10 protein-coding genes are annotated in these 12,002 nt (G+C 65.2%); 1 reads left to right on the forward strand and 9 read right to left on the reverse strand.

Annotation, left to right across the window (positions count from 1 at the left end; genetic code table 11):
* The 9 genes from hpxZ to ugpB form a co-directional block, all read right to left on the reverse strand.
* Entirely contained in the window at positions 1–393 is a 393-nt protein-coding gene (gene hpxZ / locus P6U31_RS34835) for an oxalurate catabolism protein HpxZ (RefSeq protein ID WP_407186114.1), read from the reverse strand.
* 23 nt (positions 394–416) lie between these two features.
* On the reverse strand, positions 417–1,808 hold the full coding sequence (locus P6U31_RS34840) for an AtzE family amidohydrolase (RefSeq protein WP_407186115.1): 1,392 nt from the start codon (positions 1,806–1,808) through the stop codon (positions 417–419).
* Positions 1,809–1,815: 7 nt separating this feature from the next.
* Complete coding sequence (locus P6U31_RS34845; protein ID WP_164718544.1) at positions 1,816–1,995, reverse strand: DUF4089 domain-containing protein; 180 nt, start codon at positions 1,993–1,995, stop codon at positions 1,816–1,818.
* A gap of 26 nt (positions 1,996–2,021) precedes the next feature.
* Positions 2,022–3,803 carry a dipeptide ABC transporter ATP-binding protein gene (locus P6U31_RS34850; RefSeq protein WP_407186116.1) on the reverse strand — a complete coding sequence of 594 codons (1,782 nt, stop codon included), beginning with the start codon at positions 3,801–3,803 and terminating at the stop codon, positions 2,022–2,024.
* 250 nt (positions 3,804–4,053) lie between these two features.
* Entirely contained in the window at positions 4,054–4,953 is a 900-nt protein-coding gene (locus P6U31_RS34855) for an ABC transporter permease (RefSeq protein ID WP_407186117.1), read from the reverse strand.
* A 3-nt stretch (positions 4,954–4,956) separates the two neighbouring features.
* Positions 4,957–5,970, reverse strand: a complete 1,014-nt coding sequence (locus P6U31_RS34860; RefSeq protein ID WP_407186118.1) for an ABC transporter permease — start codon at positions 5,968–5,970, stop codon at positions 4,957–4,959.
* Between the two features lie 236 nt (positions 5,971–6,206).
* A complete protein-coding gene (locus tag P6U31_RS34865) occupies positions 6,207–7,829 on the reverse strand; it encodes an ABC transporter substrate-binding protein (RefSeq protein ID WP_407186119.1) in 1,623 nt (540 codons plus the stop codon).
* 361 nt (positions 7,830–8,190) lie between these two features.
* Entirely contained in the window at positions 8,191–9,150 is a 960-nt protein-coding gene (locus tag P6U31_RS34870; protein ID WP_407186120.1) for an aminoglycoside phosphotransferase family protein, read from the reverse strand.
* Between the two features lie 226 nt (positions 9,151–9,376).
* Positions 9,377–10,702, reverse strand: a complete 1,326-nt coding sequence (gene ugpB, locus P6U31_RS34875; RefSeq protein ID WP_407186121.1) for a sn-glycerol-3-phosphate ABC transporter substrate-binding protein UgpB — start codon at positions 10,700–10,702, stop codon at positions 9,377–9,379.
* Positions 10,703–10,986: 284 nt separating this feature from the next.
* Between ugpB and P6U31_RS34880 the strand changes: the two genes are divergently transcribed.
* A complete protein-coding gene (locus P6U31_RS34880; protein ID WP_407186122.1) occupies positions 10,987–11,997 on the forward strand; it encodes a TRAP transporter substrate-binding protein in 1,011 nt (336 codons plus the stop codon).
* Positions 11,998–12,002: the final 5 nt, after the last annotated feature.

Consider the following 12,002-nt stretch of genomic DNA (forward strand, 5'->3'; position numbering starts at 1 on the left):
TCAGGTCTCTTTCGGCTCGTCGATGATGCTGACATGGGCGGCGACGACGCGCCAGCCCTCCGGAAAGCGAATCCACGTCTGCATCTGCCGGCCGACCTTGCCGGGCGCCGTGTCGCGATAGAACAGGGTGGAAGCCACGGCCGTGTCGCGGCCATAGCTCGAGATCACCGTCCTGGCGGTGCGACGGTTGAGGCCGACCGGCGAGCGCGCGGCGCGGAAGCCGCTGATCGCCTGATAGCCATAGAGGTTCTCGCCGATGCCATAGCGCAGCGTGCGGGGATCGTTGCGGAAGAGCTCGCCGAGCACGGCGACGTCGTTGCTGACGAGGGCCTGCTCATAGCGATCGAACGCGGCTTTGACTTCTGCGATCACCTCGGGGAGATCGATCTCCATCTCAAATTCCTCTTAAAGCCCGCTCAAAGTCCTCGTGGCGCGGGCGCGGCGGCCACGCCCATCTTTTCCAATGTGTGGGCAACGCGGAGCGCGATGTCCTCGCGCCAGGGTGCGGCGATGATCTGCACGCCGATCGGCAGCGGCTCGAGCGGAACCGGCACCGCAACGACGGGCAGGCCGATGAAGGAGATCGGCTGGGTGTGGATTCCGATATTGGCGCGCACCGGCAGCTCGACGCCATCGAGATGGAAGTTGACCTGGCCGAGCTTCGGCGCCGTACAGGGCGTCGCCGGCGCCAGCAGCACGTCGACGGTCTTGAAGATCTCGGCGAGCTGGGCGCGATACCAGCGGCGGAATTTCTGGGCGCGATCCACCAGCGGCGCGGGCACCATGGCGCCTGCGATCAGCCGGTCGCGCACGGCGGGATCGAAATCGTTCGGACGCTTGCGCAGGCGATCGAGATGGAGGGAAGCACCTTCGGTGGTGGTGATGACGTAGGCCGCCGCGCGGGCGCGCGAGGCCTCCGGCACGTCGACGACCTGCGTTGCGCCAAGCGCCTTGGCGACGCGGCTGACGGCTTCGACGGCTTCCGGAAACACGTTCTTCTGGAAATGGCCGCCGGCGATGCCGATACGCAGATCCGAGATCGGATTGGCGAGCAGGGGCAGCGTCGGCTCCAGCCCACGCGTCGTGCAGGCGCTGTCCTCCGCGTCCGGACCCTGCATCACGTCATAGGCGAGCGCAAGATCGGTGACGGAGCGTGCGAACGGGCCGAGATGATCGAGACTCGCGACGAACGGAAACGAGCGCGCGCGCGACAGCCGGCCATAGGTCGGCTTCAGACCGAAGATGCCGCAGAACGAGGACGGCACGCGGATCGAACCGTTGGTGTCCGAGCCGAGCGCGATCGGCACCAGCGCGCCGCCGACGGCGCTGCCGGAGCCGCCTGAGGAGCCGCCGGTCATCCGCGTGGTGTCATGCGGATTGCGGGAGGGGCCGTCATGGACGTTCTCGCCGGTGAAGTCATAGGCGTATTCGCCCATGTTGAGGGCGCCGACGAGAACGGCGCCGGCCACCTCCATGCGCTCGATCAGGGTCGCATCGCGCCTGGCAGGCGCGAGGTCGCGGTTGATCTTCGAGCCGGCGCGCGTCGGCAGCCCGGCGACGTCGAAGAGGTTCTTGACCGCAAAGGGCACGCCGGCGAGCGGACCGACCGATTTGCCGGCGGCGATGTCCGCATCGACGGCGCGCGCCCGGGCACGGGCACGGTCGGTGGTAACGTCGGTGAAGGAATTGAGGACGCCGTCGTGCTGCTTGATGCGCGCGAGCGCAGCTTCGGTGGCATCGAGGGCGGACATCCTGCGGCCCACAACCGCGCTCGCGATGTCGGCGGCCGTCTCTGGCTTGCTGGTCATGGCGGCGTCAGGCGGTGAAGATCGGTGCCGGCTCGGTCTCGTCCGGCAGCGCGAATTCGTCGACCATGCGGCCAAGCCGCAGCGAGACCTCGAGGTTGGCGCGCACCGCGGGCCTCCAGGCCTCTTCCACCGGCAGCGCCAGCGCTTTCGATACGGCGTCGATATAGTCGTCCAGCGGTTCGGCCATCACGCTCCCAAACAATCAGTGCACGCTCAGTGTGTCGGCGACGGCGGATGCGGGATCGCCGTCAGCAGTTCCTTGGTGTAGTCGTCCTGGGGATCGCTGAGGACTTGCTCGGAAGAGCCTTCCTCGACGATTCGACCGGTCCGCATCACAATGACACGATCGCACAACAAGCGCACCACATTCAAATCATGCGAGACGAACAGATAGCTCATGCCTAGCCGCGCCTTCAGGTCCTGAAGCAGGTTCAGGACGACCGCCTGCACCGATACGTCCAGCGCTGCCGTAGGCTCGTCCAGAATGACGAGCTTCGGATGCAGGGCGATGGCGCGGGCGATGCCGACGCGGGCCTTCTGACCGCCGGACAATTGGTGCGGGAAGCGGTCGAGCAGATTGTGCGGCAGCCCGACCATGGTCGCCAGCTCCTCGCAGCGGGCGCGCAGCGCGTCGCGGCCCTTGATATCGCCCAATTGCATGATCGGGTCAGCGATGGCGCGCGCGGCGGTGAAGCGCGGGTTGAGGCTGTCGGTCGGATCCTGAAACACCATCTGGATGCGGCTGCGCTGCGGCATCCGGGCGAAGGCCGATGGTGCGATGCCCGAGATGTCCTCGCCGTCGAACCGGATCAGGCCGGCGGTTTGGTCGAGCAGTCGCATCACCATCATCGACGTGGTCGATTTGCCGCAGCCGGATTCGCCGACGAGGCCGACGCTCTCGCCATGGCCGATCGCAAAGCTGATGCCGTCGACGGCGCGGAACACGTCTGGCTCGACCGGAGGCTTGCGGCCGAACAGCTTTCCAAGCACGGCGGTCGCGCCCTGGCGGGGGTATTCCTTGACGAGCTTGTCGACGAGGAGGAGGGGTTTCGGATTGCCGTCACCCCCGGGCTCGACCCCGGGGTCCATCGCCTGAGATGTGTCTTGCGAAGCGGGATGGATGGCCGGGTCAAGCCCGGCCATGACAGCCGAAGGCTGCGCTGAGCCGTCCTCCTCCGGCAGCAGATCCCGCAAGCTCACACCGAGCCGCGGCGTCGCGCGCATCAGCTTCTTGGTGTAGGGGTGCTGCGGGCTGGCGAAGATGTCGGCGGCCTTGGCGGTCTCGACGACGCGGCCCTTCTCCATCACCACGACGCGGTCGCAATAAGCTGCCGCAAGGCCGAGGTCGTGGGTGATCAGGATGGTCGACATCGCGCGGCGCTTCGTCAGTTCGACGATCAGGTCCATCACCGCCTTCTGCGTAGTGACGTCGAGGCCGGTGGTCGGCTCGTCCGCAATCAGGAGCTGCGGATTGCAGGCGAGCGCGAGTGCGATGACGACGCGCTGACACATGCCCCCCGAAAGCTCGAACGGATGGGCGTGATAGCGCTCGCGCGGGCGGGCGATCTTGACCTGCTCCAGCGCCTCGATCGCCTTCTCGCCATGATCGGCCACCTGGGCCTGCTGCACATGGGTGCGCAGCACGTCCTCGATCTGGTCGCCGACTTTGCGGATCGGGTTGAGCGCGGCGCGCGGGTTCTGGAAGATCATCGAGACTTCGCGGCCGCGCAGATCGCGCATCTGGTCTTCGGTCGCGGCCTTGACGTCGATGCCCGAGAACATCACCGAGCCCTCGGCGATCTTGCCGGCGCGGTCGAGGATGCGCATCACCGCGTAGGACGTCACCGATTTGCCCGAGCCGGACTCGCCGACGATGGCGAGCGTCTCGCCCTTTGCGACGGAGATGTTGACGTGCTGCACCGCCTTGACGATGCCGCGGCGGGTGGAGAATTCGACGGTGAGGTCCTGGACGTCGAGCAGGGGCTGGGCGGTCATGAACAGCTGCCGTCACTCAAAACTGCGAAAACAACCCCATGCACAGTAGAAATGGGTTTGGAATCATTGAGGAATTTTTGCGCTAAACTTGCGCGTGAGACGGGTACTGCTCTCTCATTCCCTCCCCCCTTGTGGGGGAGGGGCAGGGAGGGGGGTAGCCACGAACTCAGACCTCGCCTGGGGCCACCCCCCTCCCCAACCCTCCCCCACAAGGGGGGAGGCAGCGCAGCCGCGGGCGTGGAGAGAACCATCACGTCCTCCGCTGGGGGTCGACGATGTCGCGCAGGCCATCGCCGAGGAGGTTGAAGCAGAACACGGCGATCATCAGCGCAAGGCCGGGGAAGAGCGCGATCCACCATTCCCCTGACACCATGAAGCCGGCGCCTTCGGCGACCATGATGCCCCATTCGGCCGTCGGTGGACGGACGCCGAGGCCGATGAAGGACAGGCCCGCGGCGTTGAGGATGGCGTAGCCCATGGTCAGCGACATCTGCACGATCATGATCGGCATGATGTTCGGCAGGATCTGCACCAGCAGGATGCGGAATTCGCCGTTGCCCGACAGCCGCGCAGCCTGCACGAAGCCAGCATTGCGGCGGACATTGGCCTCGGCGCGCGCGACGCGGGCATAGAGCGGGAAGTTCACGATCGCCGTGGCGAGGATGATGTTCTGCACGGTGTTGCCAAGCGCGGCGACGATGCCCATGGCGAGCACGAACAGCGGGAAGGCCATGATGGTGTCGGCGACGCGGCCGACGATGCGGTCGGTCCAGCCGCCGAAATAGCCGGCCGCGATGCCGGCGAGGCCGCCCATCAGGAACACCAGCGCAACGGAGGCGACCGCGATGAAGGTGTCGAGCCGCGTCGCCACGACGACGCGGCTGAAGATGTCGCGGCCGAGCTGATCGGTGCCGAACCAGTGCGCCGCCGACGGCGGTTTCAACGCCGCGGCGGTGTCGGAGGCGAGCGGATCGTAGGGCACGACATAGGGGCCGAAGATGGCGGCGGCGAGGATCAGGACCAGCAATGCGAAGGCAAAGCCGGTGACCTTGTTCTCGCTGAGGACATAGCGCGTCTGTTCGAGGATCGCCGATAGCCCCGAGGTCCGCGCGGGGCCGACAGGTTCAACAGCAGGCGCAACGGAGCTCATGATCTAGCCCTCCAACCGCACGCGCGGATCGATCACACCGTAAAGAATGTCGATCACGAGGTTGAGCAGCACGTACATGACGGCCATGGTCAGCACGAAGCCCTGCACGGGCGCGAAATCCGACGAGATCAGTGCTTCCACCGCGTAGGAGCCGATGCCGGGCCAGGCGAACACTTTCTCGACCAGCACGTTGGCGCCGAGCAGGAACGAGAACACCATGCTGAGCGTGGTGATGACGGGCAACATCGCGTTGCGGAACGCATAGGTGACGATCACGGTCGACGGCGAGAGGCCGCTGGCGCGCGCGGTGCGGACGAATTCGGACGCGAGCACCGCCAGCATCGAGGCGCGCGTCACGCGCGCGATCGGCGCCAGCGAAAAGATCGCAAGCGTCGTCGCGGGCAGGATGAGCTGGCTCAGTGCCGAACGAAACGCTTCGAAGTCACGCGCGATCAGGGTGTCGATCAGATAGAAGCCGGTCACGGTCGGCGGCGCGCTGTAGAACACGTCGAGCCGGCCGAGCGGCGCGGGTGACCAGCCCAGGCGGAAATAGAAGACATAGACCAGCACCAGGCCGGTGAAGAACACCGGCAGCGATACCCCGGCCGTCGTCGTGACGCGGCAGAGGTGATCGATCCACGATCCCGGCCGCGTCGCCGCCAAGACGCCGAGCGGAATGGCGATCGCAATGGACACGACGAGTCCGAGCAGCGTCAGCTCGGCGGAGGCCGGCAGGCGATTGCGGATCTCGGTCGCGACCGGCTGGCCTGTCGTGAGCGAGTTGCCGAAATCGCCATGGGCGAGGTTATTGGTGTAGCGGAAGAACTGCTCGATCAGCGGCTTGTCGAGGCCGAGCTTCTTGCGGATCTGCTCGACCGCCTCCTTGGTCGCGGCCGGGCCGGCAAAGTAGGCGGCGGGATCGCCGGGCAGCGCGCGCGTCAGCAGGAAGGTGACGATGACGACGCCGATCAGCGACGGAATCGCGAACATCAGGCGCTTGCCGATCATGGTCAGCATGGGATGCTCCTGCGCCTGTTGCCCGTGCAGCCAGCGACGCGCCTCGCTGCGTTCCCTCCCCCCTTGTGGGGGAGGGCTAGGGAGGGGGGTGGCCCCAAGCGAGGTCGGAGTTCGTGGCTACCCCCCTCCCTGCCCCTCCCCCACAAGGGGGGAGGGAATGAGAGGGCGTTGCCCACCTCACTCAAGTTGAAACACTCACCAGATGCCGATGCGTCGCCGACGATCAGCATGACACCTCACCCCTTCGCCAGCGCGCGATAGTCCAGCCGGCGGTGGAACCAGTATTGGTAGCCGGTGACGTTCTTCTGCATCGCGACGTTGACGAAGGGCTGGTACAGCGGGATGCGCGGGATGTCGGCGAAGGCGAGATCGACAAAGCCCTTCACGTCGGCGTCGTAGGCTGCCTTGTCGCCGGTTGCGGCGGCGGTGCGCGCGCCGTCGATCAGCTTGTCCATCTCCGCCGACTTGTAGCTCATGGTGTTGAAGACGGAATTGTTGCCGTGATAGCACCAGTAGAAGAAATACTCGGGGTAATCGAGCCAGCCCGAGAACACGTTGGTGAAGAGCGGCATCTCCTTCTTGTTCAATTCGGTGCGCCAGTTGGCGCCTGGCACCTTGTTGATAGTGGTCTTGATGCCGATCTGCGCGAGGCTCTCCTGCACCAGCACGCAGAGCGGCTCGTTGACGCCGGCGAAGTTGAGATCGAATGAGATCGTGGTCTCGAAGCCGCCGGCGTAGCCGGCTTCCGCCAGCAGCGCCCTCGCCTTCTCCATGTCGGTGTTGTATTTGTGCGGCTGCGGCCAGGCGACCTCGGTCGGCTTGTCCTTTGCCGCGCCGAACATGGGGTTGGCGAGGCCGAACATCACGGCATCGATGATCTTCTGATAGGGCAGCGCATAGGCCACCGCCTGACGGACCTTGGGATTGTCGAACGGCGGCTTGGTGACGTTCATGCCGATATACTGGATGCCGTTGGAGAACGGCAGCGACACGACGTTGAGCTTGCCGTTCGCCTTCATCTCCTGAAAGTCCTTGTTCGGCAGCTCGTAGGAGATGTCGGCATCGCCGCGCTCCAGCAGCGCACGGCGGTTGCCGGCCTGCGGCACCATGCGCCAGATCACGCGCTTGATCTTCGGCAGCGGACCGCAGACCCAGTCGTCGTTGCGCTCCATGATCACCTCGGTGCCGGCTGTCCACTTCGTCACCTTGTAGGCGCCGGAGCCCGCGGTCTGCTGCTTGGTGAACTCGAGACCCCAGGGATCCTTCTCGCTGGCGTTCTTCTTCACCAGCTCCGAGTTGACGACGCAGGGCACGATCACCGCGAGATCGGGGATTGTCAGCCTGTCCTTCTTCAGGAAATCGACGCGCACGGTATAGTCGTCGATCACGACGAACTGCTCGGGCTTGGTGAGCGAGCCCGCGCTCATCTGGAAGGTCGGGAAGCCACCGACGCTGACCGCACGGTCGAGCGACCATTTCACGTCCTTGGCGGTCACCGGCGTGCCGTCGTGAAATTTCGCGTTCTTGCGCAGCTTGAAGGTGACCGACATGTCGTCGATCTTGAAGTCTTCCGCGAGCTCGCCCTTGAACTTGTCGCGGTCGTAATAGGGGATGCCGCCGGGCCCGCTCTTCATCTCGTGGCTGATGAGGCGGTCATAGCAATTCCAGGACACCTCATAACCGGGCACGTTGGTGCCGACGCCGTGGATGTCGAGATTGTTGGGGCCGCCCTCCGAGACGATCAGCAGCGTCTCGGAACGCGCATCGGCATAGGCCGAGGAGATCACGGACGGCATGGCCGGAAGCGCCGCGCCTGCGGCCAATCCCGACACGGACTTGAGGAAATCGCGGCGCTTCATGAAATCGCTCCAACGCAAAAGTTTCTGGTTGGAACCGGATTCGCAAGGTTTGTGCCAGAGCTTAACGAGAGGCTAAAATCTCTCTAAGCCGCTGATGCCAAGGGCTATTCAGGATTCTCATCGCCCTGCGCCGCAGCACGATTGCATACAAAGACAAGCAATTGCGTAAAAATTAGGCTGCTCGGCCCGACGGCCCATTGCGAAGGCGACCGCCGAGCCCCGCCTGGCCGCAGCCCATGCCTAAGCCGCCATTCGGGGCGATGTGCAGCATGGAGCTCGGAATCCGTCGGGCCGCAGCGCGCGGGGGACAATGGATTCCGGGCTCGCCGCTCGGCGGCGCCCCGGAATGACGAGCTGGCTCTCAGCCCGGCCAGATCAGGTCCTGGAGCTCGGCGAGATTGGCGGCCTTCTCCTGCCAGCCGTCGATACAAACGTGGCTGTTGAGGTCGCTAGCGCGGTGCAGCAGCATGAGGGCCATCAGGCGCCGCTTCAGCGCATGATCGAGCTTCGTATAGCCAAAGCCTTCGAGCAGGCTCTTCACCCTTCCTGGCCGGCCCGCCGCCATGAAGGCACTGGGGCCGAGCAGATCGTAATCACGCCATCCCACCAGCACGTCGCCGAAGTCGAACAGGCCGGCGAGCGACCATTGGCCGTCATCGCAGGCGAGCAGGAAGTTCTCGGGAATGTATTCGCCGATCAGGATCACCGGCGGCGCATCCATCGGGATCAGCCTGCCCGCATCGCTCAGGAGATCGTCGAGACCGGCCAGGAATTTCGGCGCAAGGCCGAGACGGGTGTGCCGCGCTCTGCAGCCCTGCATCTGCTTGCGCATGAAATCGTCCCAGCGCGGCTCGATGCCAGCGAGCGGTCCGAGCGGGGCGCGCTGGACGCTGGCGATGGTCTGCCCGATCTGGCGCAGCAGGCGCTCCTTCTGGTCTTCCGCGAGGTGCGGCCAGACCTCCGAGCCGAGCGTGCCGGCAAGGCGCGTGAGGACGAGATAGGACCAGCCGTCGCGCACGCCCTCGGCAACGATCTCGGGGATCGGCAGATCGAGATGACCTTTGAGCTGCGTCAGCGAGCCGCGCTCGGAGACGAACTGCGCGCGCAGGAGCGGCGGGAAGATTTTCAGGATCAGCGTTTCACCCAGGCCGACCACGAGGTTGGTCCCGGTCGCAAACACATGCGGCGCGCTGGCATCGAGACGGTGACTGCGCGCAATGTCGCGCGCGATCGGCAGCCATTGCGACGGATCGGAGCGAAAGGCGCGAAAGCTTTCGGCGTCGGTAAGTGTGGGTAACTTCTGCAATGGAGCGGCAGTCATTCGCAATCGTTCATCGAGACGAACTTGATTGATGCATCAGTGCGAACCATGCAGGCAGTGCACCTCTCCCGCTTGCGGGGGAGGTCGGCGCGAAGCGCCGGATGGGGGCTCTCTCCCCTGGGGGATTGTCCCGATGCGGAGACACCCTCTCCCCGACCCTCCCCCGCAGGCGGGGGAGGGAGCGCATCGCGATGTTGGCTGCAGCGGGATTCAATCGCGACATGCCCTACCTGTCCGGGCTGGCGCGCTCGAACTGGCGGAGCAGCTTGTTGCCGCGCTCGACAGCGGAATCCAGCGCGGCTTGCGCGCTCTTGTGGCCGGCAAAGGCCTGCTCCAGCTCGTCCTCGATCGCGCCGCGGATCAGGACGAAGGAGCCGAGCCGGATGCCCTTCGAATTCTCCGTCGGTGGATGCAGCGTGGTCTCCTCGAACGAGATCGCCGAGCCCGGATTGCGCTCGTAGAAACCCTGCGACCGCGTCAGCTCGAACGCGGCACGGGTGATCGGCAAATACCCGGTGTTCTGGTGCCAGGCGGCCTGCACGCCCGGCTGCGACAGATAGGCGAAGAACCGCGCCACACCCTTGTATTCCGCGCGCGGCCGGTCGCGTAGCACCCACAGCGTGGCGCCGCCGATGATCGAGTTCTGCGGCGCGTCCTTTACGTCCGGCCAGTACGGCATCATGCCGTAGCCGATCTCGAATTTCGAGTTCGCCTTGATGTCGGCGCGCGTCGCCGAGGACCCGATGAAGATGCCGCACTCGCCCTTCTGGAAACGGGGCTCGGCCGACTGGCCGCGGCCGCTATAGTCGAACACTTTGGTCTTCTGCCATTCGGCGAGCTGGGCGACGTGCTTGACGAGCAGCGGATTGTTGATGGTCAATTCCGCATCCAGCCCGGCAAAGCCGTTGGCCCGGCTCGCCACTGGCAGATTGTGGAAGGCGGAGAAATTCTCGACATGGATCCAGGACGGCCAGGACGTGGTGAAGCCGCACAACGCGCCGCGGTCACGCAGGCGCTTTGCGGCGGCGCCGAGCTCCGGCCAGGTCCTGGGCGGCGCTTCCGGATCGAGGCCGGCGTCGCGGAACATGGTCTTGTTGTAGTACAGGATCGGCGTCGAGGAATTGAACGGGAACGACAACAGATTGCCGGCCGCATCGCTGTAATAGCCGGAGACCGCGGGCAGGTAATCGGCGAGCGAAAACGGCTCGCCCTGGTCGCGCATCAGGCTGAACACCGGATAGATCGCGCCTCTGGCCGCGGTCATGGTGGCGGTGGCGACCTCGTTGACCTGGACGATGGCGGGCTGACTGCGCGAGCGGAAGGCGAAGATCGCGGCCGTCACGGTCTCGGTGTAATTGCCCTTGTAAGCCGGCACGATGCGATAATCGGACTGCGAGGCGTTGAAGTCGGCGGCGAGCTTGTCCAACTGCCGGCCGAGCTCGCCGGACATGGCGTGCCACAACGCAATCTCGGTGGCGGCCCGCGCAGGGGCAGCCAATGAGAGGGCGGCAAAGACGGCGACGAGTTGCAAAAGGCGCAATGCTGACCTCACGATGGCTTCTTCCCAAGCCGCGGCCGAAGAGGCGGCCGCCCTGCTTAAGGCCCCGCATAACCAGTTTCAACCGTGAATGAATGCCAGCCGCGCCGCACAATCAGCCCCCTGGGATGGCCTTCCCTTATCGGTCTGCCACAGCCCCGTTCCGGTCGGAACGGGCTCTCGATTCTTGGTTTGACGCGTTTTCTTGACGCGAACCGGTATCCACTTCGCTTGAAAACGCTTTAGATTGCATTGAACCTTTTCCTTCCGCCATAGACTCCACCACTGAGGGGTTGAGTGTGCCAGTGTTGAACCGTGCCGAACTCTCGCGGACCGGGGTGGTTGTCGTCGCGCTTGTGCTTGCCGCAGTCTCGTTGAGCATGCGGGCGACGGGCGCCGTTGCGCGCGAATTTCGCGCCGCCGACACCCAGACCGAGGATTACCCGACGGTCCAGGCGCTGCGCTACATGGGCGAGCTGATCGCCGAGCGCACCAAGGGCCGCCACGAGATCAAGGTGTTTCACTCCCGTCAGCTCGGCGAGGAAAAGGAGACGATCGAGCAGACCCGGGCCGGCGCGATCGACCTCAACCGGACCAATGTGGCACTGATCGGCAACTTCGTTCCGGCGATGAACGTGCTCGCCATGCCGTTCCTGTTCCGGTCCATCGAGCACATGCAGAAGGTGCTGGACGGGCCGATCGGCAGCGAGATCCTGAACAGCTTCGAGCCCTACGGCTTCGTCGGGCTCGCCTTTTACGATTCCGGCGCGCGCTCGATCTACAATGGTGTCCGCCCGGTGAGGAGCATCGCCGACCTCAAGGGCTTGCGGATCCGGGTGCAGCAGTCGGAGTTGATGAGCCAGATGATCCGCTCGCTCGGCGCCGAGCCGGTCGAGCTGCCTTACGGGCAGGTGCTCACCGGGCTCACCAACCATCTGATCGACGGCGCCGAAAACAACTGGCCATCTTTCGTGACGACGGACCATTACAAACATGCCGGCCACTACACCCTCACCGAGCACACGATGAGCCCCGAAGTGCTGGTGATCTCGCTGAAGGCCTGGCAGAGCCTGTCGCCGGACGATCAGGCGATCTTCCGGGAGGCCGCGCAGCGCTCCAGCCGTTTCATGCGTGAGAAGTGGCGCGACCTAGAGGAGCAGTCGCAGCGCAAGGCGCAGGAAGCCGGCGTCACGATCGTCAGGGATATCGACCGCAAGCCGTTCGAGGATTCGATGGCCGACATCTACGCCAAGGCCGGGCGCGATCCCGCCGCGGCCACGCTGATCGAACGCATTCGCAAGGTGGAGTGAGCCGC

Origin of the sequence: Bradyrhizobium centrosematis, from assembly GCF_045571495.1 — a bacterium.
In the GTDB taxonomy this organism is placed as follows: Bacteria; Pseudomonadota; Alphaproteobacteria; order Rhizobiales; family Xanthobacteraceae; genus Bradyrhizobium; species Bradyrhizobium centrosematis.

What these genes read in the sequence shown, in the direction of transcription:
- P6U31_RS34845 (WP_164718544.1), bottom strand. Translation starts at nt 1,995, where the DNA reads ATGGCCGAACCGCTGGACGACTATATCGACGCCGTATCGAAAGCGCTG.
- hpxZ (WP_407186114.1), bottom strand. Translation starts at nt 393, where the DNA reads ATGGAGATCGATCTCCCCGAGGTGATCGCAGAAGTCAAAGCCGCGTTC.
- P6U31_RS34860 (WP_407186118.1), bottom strand. Translation starts at nt 5,970, where the DNA reads ATGCTGACCATGATCGGCAAGCGCCTGATGTTCGCGATTCCGTCGCTG.
- P6U31_RS34840 (WP_407186115.1), bottom strand. Translation starts at nt 1,808, where the DNA reads ATGACCAGCAAGCCAGAGACGGCCGCCGACATCGCGAGCGCGGTTGTG.
- P6U31_RS34870 (WP_407186120.1), bottom strand. Translation starts at nt 9,150, where the DNA reads ATGACTGCCGCTCCATTGCAGAAGTTACCCACACTTACCGACGCCGAA.
- P6U31_RS34865 (WP_407186119.1), bottom strand. Translation starts at nt 7,829, where the DNA reads ATGAAGCGCCGCGATTTCCTCAAGTCCGTGTCGGGATTGGCCGCAGGC.
- P6U31_RS34855 (WP_407186117.1), bottom strand. Translation starts at nt 4,953, where the DNA reads ATGAGCTCCGTTGCGCCTGCTGTTGAACCTGTCGGCCCCGCGCGGACC.
- P6U31_RS34850 (WP_407186116.1), bottom strand. Translation starts at nt 3,803, where the DNA reads ATGACCGCCCAGCCCCTGCTCGACGTCCAGGACCTCACCGTCGAATTC.